At 42.7% G+C, this 17184-nt stretch carries 16 protein-coding genes; 4 read left to right on the forward strand and 12 right to left on the reverse strand.

Features of this window, described 5'->3' with window-relative positions:
* Window positions 1-95: 95 nt before the first annotated feature.
* The 6 genes from CLHUN_RS18400 to CLHUN_RS18425 all read right to left on the reverse strand — a co-directional run bounded on the left by CLHUN_RS18400 (window position 96) and on the right by CLHUN_RS18425 (window position 6461).
* A complete protein-coding gene (locus tag CLHUN_RS18400; protein WP_080066094.1) occupies window positions 96-455 on the reverse strand; it encodes a hypothetical protein in 360 nt (119 codons plus the stop codon).
* 118 nt (window positions 456-573) lie between these two features.
* Window positions 574-1032 carry a tRNA adenosine(34) deaminase TadA gene (gene tadA / locus CLHUN_RS18405; protein WP_080066095.1) on the reverse strand — a complete coding sequence of 153 codons (459 nt, stop codon included), beginning with the start codon at window positions 1030-1032 and terminating at the stop codon, window positions 574-576.
* Between the two features lie 57 nt (window positions 1033-1089).
* Window positions 1090-2808, reverse strand: a complete 1719-nt coding sequence (locus CLHUN_RS18410) for a proline--tRNA ligase (RefSeq protein ID WP_080066141.1) — start codon at window positions 2806-2808, stop codon at window positions 1090-1092.
* Window positions 2809-3195: 387 nt separating this feature from the next.
* On the reverse strand, window positions 3196-4365 hold the full coding sequence (locus CLHUN_RS18415) for an ABC transporter permease (RefSeq protein WP_080066096.1): 1170 nt from the start codon (window positions 4363-4365) through the stop codon (window positions 3196-3198).
* Complete coding sequence (locus CLHUN_RS18420) at window positions 4352-5512, reverse strand: ABC transporter permease (RefSeq protein ID WP_080066097.1); 1161 nt, start codon at window positions 5510-5512, stop codon at window positions 4352-4354. Before CLHUN_RS18420 ends, CLHUN_RS18415 begins: the two co-directional genes overlap by 14 nt.
* A 16-nt stretch (window positions 5513-5528) precedes the next feature.
* Window positions 5529-6461, reverse strand: a complete 933-nt coding sequence (locus CLHUN_RS18425) for an ABC transporter ATP-binding protein (RefSeq protein ID WP_080066098.1) — start codon at window positions 6459-6461, stop codon at window positions 5529-5531.
* A gap of 311 nt (window positions 6462-6772) precedes the next feature.
* Between CLHUN_RS18425 and CLHUN_RS18430 the strand changes: the two genes are divergently transcribed.
* Complete coding sequence (locus CLHUN_RS18430) at window positions 6773-7360, forward strand: flavodoxin family protein (protein ID WP_080066099.1); 588 nt, start codon at window positions 6773-6775, stop codon at window positions 7358-7360.
* Between the two features lie 143 nt (window positions 7361-7503).
* On the opposite strand, the gene modA is transcribed toward CLHUN_RS18430, so the two are convergent.
* A complete protein-coding gene (gene modA, locus CLHUN_RS18435) occupies window positions 7504-8385 on the reverse strand; it encodes a molybdate ABC transporter substrate-binding protein (protein ID WP_242656558.1) in 882 nt (293 codons plus the stop codon).
* Between the two features lie 398 nt (window positions 8386-8783).
* Between modA and CLHUN_RS18440 the strand changes: the two genes are divergently transcribed.
* The 3 genes from CLHUN_RS18440 (at window position 8784) to CLHUN_RS18450 (ending at window position 12131) form a co-directional block, all read left to right on the forward strand.
* Complete coding sequence (locus CLHUN_RS18440; protein ID WP_080066100.1) at window positions 8784-9743, forward strand: substrate-binding domain-containing protein; 960 nt, start codon at window positions 8784-8786, stop codon at window positions 9741-9743.
* 388 nt (window positions 9744-10131) lie between these two features.
* Window positions 10132-11151: a GDP-mannose 4,6-dehydratase gene (gene gmd, locus CLHUN_RS18445; protein ID WP_080066101.1), complete on the forward strand. Its 1020-nt coding sequence runs from the start codon at window positions 10132-10134 to the stop codon at window positions 11149-11151.
* A gap of 50 nt (window positions 11152-11201) precedes the next feature.
* Window positions 11202-12131: a GDP-L-fucose synthase family protein gene (locus CLHUN_RS18450; RefSeq protein WP_080066102.1), complete on the forward strand. Its 930-nt coding sequence runs from the start codon at window positions 11202-11204 to the stop codon at window positions 12129-12131.
* Between the two features lie 111 nt (window positions 12132-12242).
* On the opposite strand, the gene CLHUN_RS18455 is transcribed toward CLHUN_RS18450, so the two are convergent.
* From CLHUN_RS18455 to CLHUN_RS18475, 5 genes are all read right to left on the reverse strand, one after another.
* Complete coding sequence (locus tag CLHUN_RS18455) at window positions 12243-12695, reverse strand: DivIVA domain-containing protein (protein WP_080066103.1); 453 nt, start codon at window positions 12693-12695, stop codon at window positions 12243-12245.
* Window positions 12696-12762: 67 nt separating this feature from the next.
* Window positions 12763-13662, reverse strand: a complete 900-nt coding sequence (locus CLHUN_RS18460) for an aminoglycoside phosphotransferase family protein (protein WP_080066104.1) — start codon at window positions 13660-13662, stop codon at window positions 12763-12765.
* A 334-nt stretch (window positions 13663-13996) separates the two neighbouring features.
* A complete protein-coding gene (locus CLHUN_RS18465) occupies window positions 13997-14956 on the reverse strand; it encodes an O-fucosyltransferase family protein (RefSeq protein ID WP_080066105.1) in 960 nt (319 codons plus the stop codon).
* Complete coding sequence (locus tag CLHUN_RS18470) at window positions 14946-16007, reverse strand: O-fucosyltransferase family protein (protein WP_080066106.1); 1062 nt, start codon at window positions 16005-16007, stop codon at window positions 14946-14948. Before CLHUN_RS18470 ends, CLHUN_RS18465 begins: the two co-directional genes overlap by 11 nt.
* Window positions 15997-17157, reverse strand: a complete 1161-nt coding sequence (locus tag CLHUN_RS18475) for an O-fucosyltransferase family protein (RefSeq protein ID WP_080066107.1) — start codon at window positions 17155-17157, stop codon at window positions 15997-15999. Before CLHUN_RS18475 ends, CLHUN_RS18470 begins: the two co-directional genes overlap by 11 nt.
* Between the last annotated feature and the right edge of the window lie 27 nt (window positions 17158-17184).

Here is a 17184-nt window from a genome sequence, read left to right on the forward strand (position 1 = left end):
AAGGCTCATCATAGGAATTTTGCGGCTACTGTCAGGCGCGTGCCGGACAGGCTGTTGAAAAAACCTATGCTGGGCCTTTATTATTTGTATTTGTGCTAGAAACTGCTTAAAACCTCTAGAAACTGCCCTTCACTGATATAATTGCATTCCCTGTACAAGGCTCCGTTCTTATAGAATCTTAAGTATGGAACAGAGTCATTACCCAATTCCTTCTCCTTGAAAGTTCGGAATTGATCAAAATAGTCCGCCTTGTTGTATTCAAGCTCATAGATGTCAACATTCTCTTCGATGTCCAGCCTGTAAACCCAACTTTTCATATGCTGCCACTGGGAACACCAATCCTGGGTGAGAATTAAAACGACCCTGGTGCAGGATGTGAGCATATCACTCTCAAATTCACCATTTTCAACAGCTCTCAGGGCCTGTTCTTCCTGTATCAATTTACGGTTTATCATAAGCATGCCTTCCTTTAACAGTTATTAAAAAGTTTAGCTGAGCAGCAGCAAGTGAATTAATATAAGCGGAAATAAATATTGTTCTTCCCTTATAGCCGCAGTATTATTCCACAAAAAATCACTTCTTCCTTAACTCAAGGAAAAATTTCTTCAGCAGTTCGGTGCATTGCTCATGAAGAAGCCCAATTACTACGTCAACCCTGTGGTTGAACCGGGGTTCCCTGAAAAGATCCACAACAGACCCTGCCGCTCCTGCCCTGTTATCCATAGCCCCGATATAAAGGGTTTTTATTCTGGACTGTATTATTGCTCCTGCACACATGGGGCATGGCTCCAGGGTAACATACATGTCACAACCCTCCAGTCTCCATGTGCCAAGCTTTTTTGCCGCTTTTTTTATGGCCTCTATCTCCGCATGTGAGGTGACGTCCAGTTTGGCTTCTTTCCTGTTGTGCCCCCGGGATAATATTGTCCCGTCCTTGACAATTATTGCGCCAACTGCCGCTTCTCCCTTGGAAAATGCCAGTTCTGCCTGTTTTAACGCCTTTAGCATAAATTTTTCATTACTTGTATACATAAATGGAACCTCATATGAAAAGTAAATTTTCAGGGCCGCACTTTGCCGCCCTGCCAGTTATACCACTCCATCCAGGTAGCTTTCCAAAGCTGTAAGACTTACCCTGACTTTTATGGTCTTATCTCTCGACACCACCTCAACCTCTCCCTGTTCAAGGTTCCTGGCGCTTACTATCAGCCTCAGCGGTACGCCGAGAAGGTCGGCGTCAGCAAACTGGATACCGGCCTGTACATCTCTGTCATCCATTATAACCTCATACCTTGCGGATAATTTTTCATAAAGCTCCAGGCCGGTCTGTCTGACCTCTTTATTTTTCTTGTTTATCATGCAAATGTGTATCTGCCAGGGGGCCACACTTTTAGGCCATATTGGGCCATATTCATCATGGCAGGCTTCGATTATACATGCTAAAAGCCTTCCCACCCCTATACCGTAACAGCCCATTATTGGATTTTTCAGTTTCCCGTCACTGTCTGTATAGGTCATATTCATGCTCTGTGTATATCTTGTGCCAAGCTGAAATATGTTGCCTACTTCAATTCCGCGTTTTACAGCGAGCTTTCCTCCGCATTTCGTACAGGTATCTCCAGCATTGACTTTTGAGACTTCCACAAAGCTTTCGGGAGCGATATCCCGGTCCACTTCAATTCCGGTGAGATGATAATCCGTCTTATTGGCGCCGGTTACCATTGAGGCTTCTCCCTTCAAGGATTCGTCAAACAGCACGGTATTGTTTTCAGTATCTATGCCCTGAGTCCCGATAAAGCCAAAGCAGATTCCACTTCCGTCATTTTCCCGCTCATCATAAGGAAATACATTTGCCTTGACAACCCGCTTCAACTTAGCTTCATTTACCTGCAAATCGCCTCTTATAAATACGATAAGAGGCTTCTTGCTGTCCTCCACAGAGAACACCGCCGCCTTTATCAATTGTGAAGCCTCTACCTTCAGAAACCGGCATACCTCTTCTATGCTTTTCATATCCGGCGTATATACCTCAGCTATTTTCCGGTCGTCCCAGCTCAGGTGATTTTCGCTTTTAGCCGGATGCGGGCTTTCAGATTCTGCCACTTCCATATTGGCCCTATAGCCGCAGCTATCGCATATTACAATGGAATCTTCTCCGGATTCAGCCAGCAGCATGTATTCATGTGCTACCTTGCCGCCCATCATACCGGTATCGGAGGCAACAGAAACCACCTGTGGCAGCCCAACCCTCTTAAATATTTTGTGGTAGGCTTCATACACTTTTTCATAGTACAGCTCCAGATCCTCCTGTGTAGTATGAAAGGAATAGGCATCCTTCATGGTAAATTCCCTGACGCGGATAAGTCCTCCCCTGGACCTTGGCTCATCCCTGAATTTAGTCTGTAGCTGGTATATCATAAAGGGATACTTGGTGTAAGTCATTGCCTCACTTCTGGCCAAATGTACCGCGGCCTCCTCGTGAGTCATCCCCAGCAGCATATCACGGCCTGACCGGTCCTTTATCCGCAGCAGTTCGCTGCCTACGCTATCAAACCGACCGGACTCCTGCCACAGTTCAGCCGGCAGCACCACGGGGAAAAGCACCTCCTGTCCGTCAATCCTGTCCATTTCCTCTCTGATGATATTCTCAATTTTCATGGCAATCCTTTTGGCAGGCAGCAGCATGGAATATATTCCATTTGCCACCTGGCGCACATATCCGCCCCGCAATAGGTAAATATGGCTTATTATGCTTGCCTCTCCCGGCTTTTCCTTAAGTCTTTCCCCCAACAGTCTGCTTAACAGCATTAAAATCAGTCCTTTCAAATTTTCATGATAAAATCGCCATACTTCTTGTACCCACCTGTCTGAAGCACCCTTTTTAACCCGGAAAATGGATTCCCATACACGAACAACATCCTTAAAAATTTATACTTCCCGGACAATAAAAAAATCGCTGTACATGGGCTGTACAGCGATCGTATTTATTCTATCAGCACTCTGCACCGGCCCGTTTTCAAATTCTTTTGCAACTCAAGAATTGACAGCGTGAAAAGCACTTGCACCTCATGAATTTCAAGATGCAAATGCTATATTGGGCACGGGTAGCAATTAAGTTTTTCTTTTCGGCCAGATAACATAAAGTTCCTCTTTGTTGGTAATTTTATATCAGTTTACCATTGGGATAACAATATATCAAGTACCTTTTAGCTGCTTTCTTTTGCTCAGTACAAGAGTTACGGATATCAGCGCCACGGCGAAGCCCAGTTCAATCAGCATATATGACACTACCGGCCCTATATTTTCCATATTGAAGTTTGTCAAAGCTCCGATGGCCTTATTTGCCCTGATATACCAGTAGGTGGGTAAAAACTTCGCTATGGCAAGAACATTTTCACTCAGCATCTCCTGGGGAACGAACACCCCCGTCAGAAAACACATGCCCAGAGACACTACATTTGAAATTCCCGACTGGGCATTTCTGCTTTTTATCAATACTCCAATCAGAAAGCTCATGCTCAGGATGGTTATGGTCAACACCAGCGAATTTATGCAGAAGTACACGGAATTCAAGTTGAACATATCCTGCCTGTAAAGAAGCAAACTCAATATCACCAGCATGGCCCAGCATGAGACGGAGAAAACGATATTCCCGAGAAGTATCTGTGAATTTACCGAAATATTGCTTACGGGAGAACAGAGGTTTCTTCTTCTCAGCCTGATATCATTAAACACCAGCATAATGGAGCTTACACCCAGTATTATAATATTTATGAGAATATATGGCATATAGTTGTAAAAATATACAATAGCACTGGTATGGGCGGTGTTCTTTCCTGCCGACTTAAGTATCACTTCGGTTTCCAACTCAAGGTCCTTTTTTATCTGGCCCACCAGTTCCTCCTGGGATATCTCTTTGCTGTTGTTGACATACAGCCTGGCAGTATTAAAGTATTTATTTATCAGTATATCCGTATATATACTGCTTACACTGCCTGAAACAACGGTTTTGTCCACAGTTACAGTTTTTCCTGTCATAAAGTTCTTTGTAAAACCTTCAGGAATTCTGAGAATATACTCGGCATCTCTGAAGAACAGGGCATCCTGAAGCTTGTCGGTTCTGTTCTCTATATCCACGTAGGTGGAGTGCCCCCCCAGGTAGTCCTTCAAGCCCTGTATCAATGCTGAGGGTTCACCCTCATTAATAAATGCCACTCTGGTTTTTGACTGGGTGAAGGTATCTGCGTTGTTACTGTTGCCAATATAGGAGAATACTATTGATAAGGCCAGAAATACCACAATGTATATGGAAAGCGGCAAGCTCAGCTTTTTGATGATTTTAAAATAAGTCTTAAATATTATCATATTTCTGCCTCCTGATTATCATATAGGTTACAAGACAAAATACCACGGTATATATGCCCAAAAGGCCGGTATTAATATAAAACCTCGTATGCGTATCATAATAATATAAGGCATAGAACGCATCTGTTATAAGCGCTACGGGGTTGATGTACGACAGTGCCGGCACATACTGCTGGATGATGTATTTCATCCTGTCAAACATCATGCCGGCCAGGAAAGCGGCTGCCATGGTAGAAACAATCAGAATTGCGGTCTTGACTCCCTCACTCTTTTTATTTGCCGCACTGATCAGTGCCCCAAAGCTGATTCCTGACGCACATCCCAAAAGACAGTTCAGCAGTATAAACCCTATCTGATTTCCGAAGTCTATTTTCAGAACGAATACCAGATACCCCATCAGCAGCATAATCTCTGCAAGGGATACCATAAGTCCTGCAAACAACCCTGCTGACAGTACCTTTAATTTATGAACAGGCGCAGCATTCAGTCTTGCAGCTCTTTTTGACAGGTTCGCCTGAATGTCCGTAACCTCTTTCAGTCCAAAAAATGCTCCATAGAAGCAAGACATGGCAATCAGGGTATAGAAGTAATTTACCGTTATATCCGGCTTGTCTTTAGTCCCTATCTGAACCTCTCTCGTAAATCCGGCAATATTGCCCAGATCCTCTGCCAGACCGTTTTGAAGAGCGGCTGGCTCCCGCTTTACAATGCTCATTGCCGTACTGACGGTCTGACTGTATTGATCAAATATCTCCTTGATTATTGTCTGGTTAAAACCGGAGCTCTTGACGGTCAGCCTGATAGGCTCCCCGTAGGTTACATAGCCTGCAATCTCATTATTATCAAGCAGCCTGTCCGCTTCCTCCGGAGACACCACCCTGACATTGAACAGATGAATATCCTTCTCGCTGTCAGGAATATCCTTGGAATGCTGCTCCACAAAATTCTGAAAAGCTTTATCCCTCTGATATTGAGCATTATCCACTATAGCGATGTCAACAACCTTCAAGGCCTCCGATTTTGACAGATTTGAGAAAGCCATATTGAAGAAGGTGGCCAGTATCAAGGGGAATACCAGTGTCCAGAATATCAGCGATTTATCCCTTACAATACATTTCAGCCGATTATAAAATATATTTAAAAACATTTTTCTACCCCTTTTCTCAATCCCTGAGTTCCTTTCCTGTAATTTCAAGAAACACATCGTTAAGTGTAGGCAATTCAGAGTATATTCTTCCAAAGGAGATGTCATGCTCTCTGAAAAAGTCAAGCAGGGTGGTAAGATTGTTCTTACCCTTGTTATATTTGATTGAAAGAGTTTTATCAATATATTCTACGCTGCTGACATTGGGCAGATTCTTTATCTGATTAATATGGACGCTGCTCAGTCCGAATATTTCCACAGATATCTTTTCCCCCAGCTTTATCATTCCCTTTAGCTCTTCCTTGCTGCCTGAGGCAATTACCCTGCCCTTATCCATTATCACAATCCTGCTGCAAAGCTGTTCGACCTCCTCCATATAGTGGGAGGTATATATGATGGTTGCACCATCCTCGTTCAGCCTTTTTATTCCATCCAGTATATTGTTACGGCTCTGGGGATCAACTGCCACAGTGGGTTCATCCAGTATTATCAGCCTTGGCTTATGTGCTATTCCACAGGCGATATTCAACCGGCGCAGCAAGCCGCCGCTCAGCTTCTTGGGGTAGAACTTCCTGAAGTCCTTCAATCCCACGAAATCCAGGGCTTCTTCCACCAGCCCCCTCCTTTTTTCTCTGTCTCTGACATACAGGCTGCAGAAATAGTCTATATTTTCATAAACCGTGAGTTCATCAAATACTGCAACATCCTGCATGATGACACCAATATCACGTTTTATATCATAGGCGTCAGGTGCCATTGGCTTGTCAAAAAGCTCTATTTCACCTTTATCATAATTCAAAAGAGAAAGAATGCAGTTTATTGCCGTTGTCTTGCCTGAGCCGTTCGGACCAAGGAGTCCAAAGATTTCACCCTCCTTCACATTGAAAGACAAGTGATCCAGGGCAACAAGGTCTCCATACCTTTTCACAAGATTTTTTACTCCAACTATCATATCAGAACCTCCTAAGTCAATTACTATCAGCTTTCAGCCGATAGTTCGGGTTTGAGTCAAAAGCCTCCTGAAGTCAAAAGCCAATTCAAACCCAAACTGCTTTGAACCGTAATTGACTTTGGTAAACTGACTTATCCTTTAATAATATTCTAGCCTATATTCCGGCAGCACTTAAGTGTCAGGAATCAGAAGTTAATATGACAAATGTCACTTTTGTCTAGTATAATTTATACATACTCGATAAATGCACCCAAATACAACAAGATTCACATAAACAGAAGTAAATTATTTTGAAAGGGATGGGGCACTATATGAAGAAAATACTGGGTATTTCCGGAAGTCCCCGGAAGGATGGCAACACTTCGTACACTGTTAACTATGCATTGGAGCTTTTGTCTCAGAAAGGTTTTGAAACAAGATTCATTACCCTTGCAGGCAGGAACATTCATCCTTGTACAGGCTGCTGGAGCTGCAGCGGGACAGGCAACTGCGTATATAGGGATGACATGACGGAGATTCTGCTTGCCCTGCAATGGTGTGACGGGCTGCTGCTGGCTTCTCCGGTGTATTTCGGCATGGTGAGCGGTCAGATGAAAACCATGATGGACCGCTGCGCATGCATCCGGGCCAAGTACAGTGACGATCTGCTTATGGCGGGAAAAGTGGGAGGAGCTATTGCCTGTGCAAACTCCAGAAATGGCGGTCAGGAAACTACTCTTCAGAACATTCAGACCTTTTTGCTTCAGATGAACATGCTGGTTGTCAGTGACGGTCTTCCCTACTGTCATTCCGGCGGAACCATAATGAGTGACGCGGACAAGGATGCCTGGGGCCTGGAAACCGTCAGAAATCTTGCAGCCAATCTGGGCAAAATGCTTTCCAGACCTCATGTAAGGTAGCTTGTGATTCCTCCGGCACATGTGCATAATTTCTTTCCCAGAAAAAAGAACCGCTATGGGTGTCCCCTATGGCGGTTCCAGGCATAATCCTGTGTTTGAATAAGCTCCATATAAATATTGTGATGATTTTAATTAAGTATTGTCTATTTATCTATAAAAATGAATCCGTATTTTTCAAATACAGGTTTAGCTTCCTTGCTGTATAAAAATTCTGTAAAGGCTTTGGCTGCCTCGGCGTTTTTACTGTCTTTAATAACGGCTGCAGGATAGAGGACAGCCTTATGTGAATCCTTAGGCGCTGAAGCGGCAACTTTTACCTTGTCGGATATTTTTGCATCAGTGGAATATACTATACCGGCATCTGCATTGCCCGTTTCAACCCAGGTCAATACTTCCTTTACATCATTGCCATATACAACCTTGTCCTTTATTTTATCCAAAAGCCCTAGTTTTGTGAGAACCTCTTCGGCATATTGTCCTACAGGAACACCTTTCGGCTCACCCAGCCCTATATGTTTTACCTTGTCAGAGGTCAAATCCTTAAAATCCGTCACTGCAGCGGAGTCCTTGGGTACAATAAGCACTACGTCGTTCTGTAAAAATTCCCTTCTGGTCTCATCCAGCAAAAGCCCCTTGTCCTTAAGTGCATCCATTTGTTTTGTAGCTGCCGATACAAATACATCTACCTGGGCCCCATTTTCTATCTGTTGCTGCAAAGCTCCGGACGAGCCAAAGGTGAAGGTCAACTTTACATTGGTGTTTTTTCCTTCATATAAAGTTTTTATTTCCGCCAGCGAATCCTTCAGGCTGGCTGCCGCCGACACCAGCAGTTCAACGGGCTTTGACCCGTCTTCATTTGAAGGTCCGGTAGTATTTGCCCCGGTTTGAGAAACCAAAGCAGAGGAGTCGGCAGAGCTGCTGGAATTTACGGCTTCATTGGCAGTCTGCCCGCATGCGGTTGCAAAAACCATCAGCAGAATCAATAATACTGAAAAAGCTTTTTTCATACTCTTTAATTGTCTCATAATATTCTCCTGTCTACGCACTATCTTTATTATCTCTCATAAACCAAAAATGATGAAACTATAAATTTTAGTTATAATCTCACCATTGAGATGTACAAATATTCTTGTTTTGTAGATTTTAAATACCATTTGTCACGTTTCATCATTTATCATGTGCGTTTATGTTATGTTTTATTACGACTAATTATATCAGGATTAAATAAATAATCAAGAGTCAATTTAAATGAATTTAAATAATGTGCCCAATCCGGATAATATTGAAAATTCCTGAGCTTCTTCAGTCCACTGTTTGTCTCAAAATAGAAATTGCTTTTATCCACCTGGAAATATATAATATAATAAAATGTTTTACACGCTTTTATACTGTTTTATTACTTTACTTAAAGAGGATGAAACCTATGGACAACAATACCGCCTTAACTCCGCAAGAAGTGGCCGATATATTGAAAATTGCAAAAAACACGGTTTATGAATTGATTAAACGTGGAGAACTGAACTCTTACAGAGTAGGAAAAAAAGTCAGGGTTGATATAACTGATGTCAACGAATACAAGAACAGAACCAAAAGCATGAAGATCAATCCTTCAGCCGTCCCTGACAACCTGAATGCCAATCCGGCTTACGTACAGTTCTATAAAGAGCCTGCACAAAACAGCGGCTTTGTCATCTGCGGCCAGGATATAATGCTGGATATCCTCTCCCGCCACCTTCAAATGCATCCTTATGGCGTTCCGGCCCTAAGGTCTTATGTGGGCAGCTATAACGGCCTGTATGAGCTCTATCACGGAAATGTCCATATGGCTACTGCACATTTGTGGGATGGAGACACGGGACAATACAATATTCCCTATGTCAAACGCATGCTGCCCGGAGTACCGGCTGTAATAATCCACCTGGCAAGCCGTTTTCAAGGCTTGTATGTGGCTCATGGAAATCCAAAGGGCATAACGGGCTGGGAAGATTTCAGAAGGAAAGACCTTGTCATGATAAACCGTGAAAAGGGAAGCGGTACGAGAGTTCTTCTGGATGAACACCTTAGAAGACTTGGCATACCTGCCTCATCCATAAGCGGCTATGGCCGGGAAAGCACCTCACACCTGGCAATAGCAAGCACAATAGCCCGAGGGGGCGCAGACATCGGCGTAGGCAATGAAAAATCCGGTCAGCAGGTCAAGGGTATTGATTTCATCCCATTGCAGACTGAACGCTATGAGCTTGTAATAAAAAAGGAAGATATAAAAAAAGCTCCGTATATTACCGTACTTGAAATTCTCAATTCCCAGGAGTTCCGGTTGGAACTCGAAGGCATAGGCGGCTATGACCTGTCCGAGCTGGGTAAAATTATAGCCGAAACCTGACCTGCACATTATTGGTATATGCAGCTATCTTGAAGAATCGTCTGAGTTTTTTCAAGATAGCTTTTTATTTTTCATGCTTTAGTACGACATTCGGTAAATCCTGGTACATAATTGGGTATATTTTTTTGAACTACATCGTTGTCGTCCATTGGAATAAAGCAATTATTCCGCACTCCTCCGCCTTGTATTTCCAAAAAGTCTCTTCCAAATTTATGCACCCTATTTATCGAATGTTGTACTAATCTCAAGTTTTAAGCCTCCTATCTGTTCCATAATTTATACCCCATACATATTATGTTACTAGCCGGATTTTTGATAAAGCATGGGCTTTCAGGCTTTTCCCAGCCGAAAACTCATGCCCTAAAAATATTATGGGAGAGTATTATACATGAAAAAAGCTTTAATTACAGGTATAACCGGTCAGGACGGCTCATACCTATCTGAGTTTTTGTTGGATAAGGGGTATCAGGTACATGGAATAATACGCCGGAGCAGCACCGTCAATACTGGCAGGATAGCGCATTTGCTCCAGGGGCCTGACGCAAATCCCAACCTGCTTGTTCATTACGGTGACTTGACCGATTCCGGCAGTCTGTGTAAGTTGCTATATAAGATTCAGCCTGACGAAGTATATAATCTAGGTGCACAAAGCCATGTCAAGGTCTCCTTTGATGTTCCCGAGTACACCTCCGATGCAAATGGTCTTGGTACCCTGAGATTTCTGGACTGCATAAGGGAAGTCAAGCCGGATACCAGATTTTATCAGGCCTCTTCCAGCGAATTGTTTGGAAAAGTAAGAGAAATTCCTCAAAATGAAAACACACCCTTTTATCCCAGAAGCCCTTATGCGGCTGCGAAACTGTATGCCTACTGGATAACCGTCAATTACCGGGAGGCTTATGATCTTTTTGCCTGTAACGGCATCCTCTTCAACCATGAGTCCCCCAGAAGGGGCGAAACCTTTGTTACGAGGAAAATAACACTTGGAATATCCAATATTCTAAAAGGCAGGCAGGATAAGCTTGTTCTCGGGAATCTTGATGCCAAAAGAGACTGGGGCTATGCGAAAGACTATGTTGAGGCTATGTGGCTTATATTACAGCAGCCCGCTCCGGAGGATTATGTCATTGCCACCGGTGAAACCCATACCGTAAGGGAATTCTGCGAGCTGGCCTTCAAGCATGCAGGAATAACCTTGAAGTGGGAAGGGCAGGGCATTTCTGAAAAAGCCCTGGACAGCACTACAGGAAAGGAACTGATTACAATAAACAGTGAATATTTCCGCCCCACCGAGGTGGATTTGCTGCTGGGAGACCCCTCCAAGGCTAAAAGCAAGCTCAATTGGACTCAAAAGGTGTCCTTTGAGGAATTGGTGAAATTAATGGTTGAGAGCGATTTGAAAAACTGACAGATAAGAGAGTTTGGTGAACAGGTATATTATAACAGGGGAGATTGAATATGAATAAGGACAGTAAAATTTATATTGCGGGGCATACCGGCATGGTGGGATCAGCTTTGGTACGCTGTCTCAAGCGCAACGGCTATGAAAATCTCATTTATAGATCCCACAGGGAACTTGATCTGACTGACCAGGCAGCTACAGACGGATTTTTTGAGGCAGAACAGCCGGAATATGTCATTATCGCCTCGGCAAAGGTTGGGGGAATTCACGCCAATAATACCTATCCGGCTGATTTCATAATGGAAAACATGCTTATTGAGTGTAATATTATAAGAAGTTCCCATAAATATGGCGTGAAAAAGCTTCTGTTTCTCGGCAGTTCCTGCATCTATCCAAAGGCCTGCTCACAGCCCATAAAAGAAGAATATCTTCTCACCGGCCCGCTGGAATCCACCAATGAAGCCTACGCCCTGGCGAAAATATCGGGTATCAAGATGTGCCAGGCCTATAACAGACAGTTCGGCACAGACTATATATGTGCAATGCCCGCAAGCCTGTATGGAATAAACGATCGTTTTGATCTGTACAATGCCCATGTCATACCGTCAATGCTTATAAAGCTGCATAAGGCAAAACTTGAAGACAGCCCCTTCGTCGAGCTGTGGGGAACAGGTACACCCTTGCGGGAATTTCTATATGTTGATGATATGGCCGAAGCCTGTCTTTGCATGCTTTTGAACTATTCAGGGAGTGAATTCATAAATATAGGCTCAGGAAGTGAAATAAGCATCGGTGAACTGGCTGAAACAATCAGAGGCGTGGTAGACTATAAAGGAAGCATTATTTTTGATACCACAAAACCAGATGGTACACCCCGCAGAGTTCTTGACAACTCCAGAATACGCGGGATGGGCTGGAAACCTGAAATCGGCATGGAAGAAGGACTTCGAAGAGAATATGCCTATTACCTGGAAAACATCCTGTAAATCAAGAGGCAGGTCCCGGGGGATACTGCCTCTATTCCATATAGTCCTGTATTTAACCCCTTATGCCGCTCCTTACATAAAAGCTCTACGGATACCTGCCATTACGCCGGCTCAGTCTATGGATATCTGCTTTAAAACCTCCATCTGAGCCTGGAGTAGGAGCTCAGTCTTGGTTTTAAGAGTAAAAATCTCAGCCTTTATTTCCTCAAGCTTGCCTTTTGCCCTAACTATTTCCTGATTTGCCGCTTCAATGATCTTTGTTGCATTTGCCTCTGCCTCACTGGTAATAAGCCTTGCCTTTTCACATGCATTCACTTTTATTTGTTCACTTGTATGCTGTGCAACCAGGATCGAATGCTGAAGTGACTCTTCCAGCATTTTGTAATGCTGAATTGCTTCATTAAGACTGTTTATTTTTGTTCTCATTTCCTCATTTTCTTTCATTACTCGTGAGTAATCGTCATTAATAAGAGCCAGTAAATTATTAACCTGTTTTCTGCTATAGCCGTCCAAGAACGATCTTTTAAGGCAAATACTTCTCAATTCCTCAGGGGTATAATTCATACGTCCCACTCCTAATATTCTTTCATACTACATATATATTCCGAATTGCTGAATATATTCGGGTATCCTACTTTGTCCCTATGGGCATAATATCTCTGTCTTTTGCCTGAAATCTGAAATTGGTGAAATCTCTTGTTGAAATCATATCGGCTACGGCCTTTGCCCACATAACATTATTTGTATAAGCGTAAAACCTTGCTCTGTCCATAAAGACATCAATATTCTTATAATACCTGCTCATCCTTTTTACAAAGCCCTCGCCATAGTTGTCCAGAAGTGTTCCGATGTCATATGCCGGATCCCCTGTTCCCGCCAGTCCGAAATCAATAACACCGCTTATTCGGTTGGAATTTTTATTAAATAGTATGTGATATGGCATCAAATCCCCGTGTATGAGTGAAGGCTTGAAATCCAAAAATTTCTCATCCGTAAGCAGAGGCCTGAAGATTTGCCTGTAGTATTCCTTTGAATAGCTGTCGCAATAAGGAAATACCTTTCTTTCAATTTCTTCGAATTTTTCCAGCCAATCCTCCTGGGATATATTAAACTGGCTCTCAGACAAACTTTTAAGCCGCTCACCCTTCAGAGCGACCGAATGCAATTGCTTCAGAAATGCGGCAAGCTGCTCGGCAACCATATCCTGCATCCGGTTTGCCAATTGTAGCAGAGTGTTTCTGTACAAGGGTTCTCCCTTAATGTAAGTGAACTTTGCAATACCTTTTTCAATGGACTCTGCCTTCGGTATGTATATGCTCATATCTCTCCCCAGGTTATTAATAACGGCAACTTCGTTTTCAATATATACGGTACTCCAATCATACCTGGAAAACTTGAAAACATCCTTTTCATTGACAATAACAATATCAGCATGCTTGCCGTCAGTAAAATTGCACCGTTCCCTTAAAATTTCATATTCGGGATATTTATTTTTAATATAGTCCATATACTTAGTTTCCTTCGTATCCATTGCATATCCTCCAAAGTCACTTTTTCGGTATTATATAATACGAAAAGTCTTTAAAAAAGGGAACTGAAAACTTGAAAACAAATATAAACGACGACAGTTCATCATAGGTTATTTTAGCTTAATCCCCTATGGATAAAGTAACCTGCTAATGGCCTGTAACATTTAAAGCTTATATTTCCCTGCGAGGAAAATTTTTTCAATACCAGGCGGAGGAGTGCGGAATAAAGCAATTATTCCGCACTCCTCCGCCTGGTATTTCCAAAAAATCTCCTCCAAATTTATGCACCCTATCTATCGAATGTTGTACTAGAACAGCATACTCGGATAATCGGCCTCAGTACAAAAGCTTTATATTTGTTTCAGGCCAATCCTTGAGCCTCATGACGGTATTTGACAGGTTGGAATACCCGTTGCCTATAAAGAAGTCACACTGTGTAATCAGATAAGTGTCTTTTATAATCTCGATGGTATCCTTTACCATCTCAACTCCCTTGTGGCGTTTATTGGGGTAGTCCAGCAGACAGGTTGCAATCCTCTCTTTCAGGGGCACCTTTTTGCTGTCGGTGTAAATCAGCATGTCATTTTTCCCGTAAAGCTTCCTATACTGGGAAAACAATTTATTTGAATCAGTGATTACCAAAAGGTGCCGCGCACTGTATCTTACAATAAACTGCCATATATTGGGCTTGTAGAATTCATTGAGGTCATATAGCTGAGCCACCTCATTAACGATGGCATTACCCTTCACATGAACACCTATTATGGGCTTTTCATCCCTGAAATTAGGATTGGTGTTTATGAACTTCCTTATTTCCTTTAATATTTCCGGCTTCAGCTTGAGATAAGTGTCAAATAGTGTGCGGTATATCTGGTGGGGAGTCTTTCCATAGGCCCAGTGGTCACTTTTTATGAAGGGCAAAAAAGCCCTTAAAGGATAATAAACATCACTTACCAGCACATTTGCATCACTTCTCATCATACTCTTGAGATCCCGGTCTTCCATTCTCATGCGGTCGGTGTCCTCCGCCAGTATATTTTCAAACCTCCACACAGAAGGGAAGTAGGTATACTCCTTTCGGATAACATCATGAAAAGTAAACTGGGATACAGGCTCAAAGAAAAATTCATATGCGTTTGAAGTTAAGGACTCACTATAAAGACTCTCCATGCCCCAGTACACTACCGGAATCCTGTTTGTCAGCTCGGCCGCCAGAAGCTGGCACATAACGTGGTCAACCTCTCCCCAGATGCTGTTTCCCAACGCTTTTATCAGAAGAAATCTATTAGTCGACATAAGTGTTAACACCTCCATAAAACTCAGGATACCCCACTCTATGGCTCTCTGCTTCCTTAAACCGCTTATTTCCTTCCGCCTTTACCCGTTTTTTAGCCAGTTTCCTTTCATCCTTCAAATTGCGGTAAAAAAGCACCACACTTTCCGGCGGCCAGTCTTTAAGCCGTTTTACGGTATACGATACGTTTGAATATCCATTGCCTATAAAGAAATCACATTTTGAGGCCAGATAGGTATCCTTGATAATTTCAATGCCCTTTCGCCGCTTTACACTGTAATCCTGTAAATGCGGGGCATCTCCCGTAGCATTTATAAGTCCTCTTCTGCAGTCGGTATACACCACCATAGCACCATAGCGATTGATAAAATCATCAACCATTTCCTTGCAATCTGTGAGTAAAAGCAGCTTTTCTACCCTGTAGCTATCAATAAATTCCTGTATTTTTCTATGATATTGTTTATTCAGGTGAGAGAGATTTTCCACTTCCCTTACCTTGTCTCCTCCTCTGATGTGTACACCCAATGTAGGGCTGAAACCCTTCAGCTCATTCACATGGAACTCTTCAATTTCCTGTTCGATATCAGGCTTTAGCCTTATATATTTGTCAAACAAAGACCTATATATCTCATGTGCAGTCATTCCATACGCCCAGTGTTCCTTTGGAATGAAATTTATAATTGGCCGTATGAAATAGTGCACATCGCTGACCACAACATTTGCATTGCTGCCGATTATTTCTCCTAAATTTCTGTTGGCCCAGGTTATCTTATCAAGGTCTTCAACAATAATATTCTCAGAGGACCACATGGATGGATAATAGGTATACTGCGGATTTACAAGGTCATATATGGAATACTCCGATACAGGTTCAAAGAATAATTCAAATGCATTTGTTTTAAAGGATTCTCCGTACAGGCTGTTTGTTCCCCAGTAAACCACAGGAATGCGATTGGAAATTTCGGCCACCAGCAATTGCCCCATAACATGGTCCACATCCGACCAAAAACCGCAGCCCCAGGACTTGATAAGTAAAAATCTTTCATTTGTCACCGGCAGCACCCCCTTTTCGAGGTACTAATTTATTAAGTACTTTTTTCAATAAGCTGATAACTTTGCTGCCCTGCCTTACAATAAGCTTTGCATTAACCGGATACTTACGCTTCTTATAAGCCCAGTAGAGCAATTTCACATTCTTTGCCGGCCAATCCTTCAGACGGGATACAGCATGTGACAGATGTGAAAAATCATTTCCTATAAAGAAATCGCATTTTGCTGCTATATACGCATCCTTTATGACTTCAATACCCCTTCTTCTCTTGATCATGGGATTTTCCATATATGTGGGCTCCTGATCCTTGCCCAGCCGCTTGCAATCGGTATAGACAACCTTTGAGCCATATAACCTGACATATTCCTTTATGGTCTCCTTGCAATCAGTGAGGAGAAATATCTTCCTGATATTATATTTTTCTATTAATTTGTGGATATCCTTATGATATACCTTGTTGGGTTCCTTATATCTACCCTTTTTCAAGTATCTGTAGAGTCTGGTAACAGGTTTGTCAGAATTCTCCTTCCTGTAAACCTTGTTCCAGTATTGATTGTCAAATTTGTCGGCGTCCCTGGTGTCAAAGACCAGTTCCTCATCAACTCTCCGTACATGTACGGCAAGAGAAGGCTGACTGCCTTTCAGCCATGAATTGTAAAACCCCTGTATTTCGGTTTCAATATCAGGCTTGATTCTGATATATTTACCCATAAGGTAGTGATATATCTGCTCCACAGACATGCCGTACGCCACATGATTTTTGTTCAGAAAAGGAATGAGTTCATAGACATTGTAGTAGACATCCCCCACCACCACATTGGCCTTGCTTCCCAGGATATCTCCTATGTTGCGATAGACCCAGGTATCCTTTGTGTGGTCCTCTACCAATAGACTGGAACTGTCCCATATGGGGGGGTAATATGTGTATTCAGGGTTTGCAAGATCAAAAATCGTATAATTGTTTATTTGTTCGAAGTATAGCTCATATCCATTCGTATGCACAAACCCATTATGGATACAATGGGTGGGCCAATATACCACCGGAATCCTATCAGTCATTTCTGCAATGAGAAGCTGCCCCAGCAAATGATCCACATCAGCCCAAAGTATATAGCTCCAAGCCTTTATAAGCAGGAATCTATCGGTTGCCATGTTTCTTTTCACCTCAATTTATGGTAT

The sequence above is a fragment of the Ruminiclostridium hungatei genome (genome assembly GCF_002051585.1).
Lineage (GTDB): Bacteria > Bacillota > Clostridia > Acetivibrionales > DSM-1351 > Ruminiclostridium > Ruminiclostridium hungatei.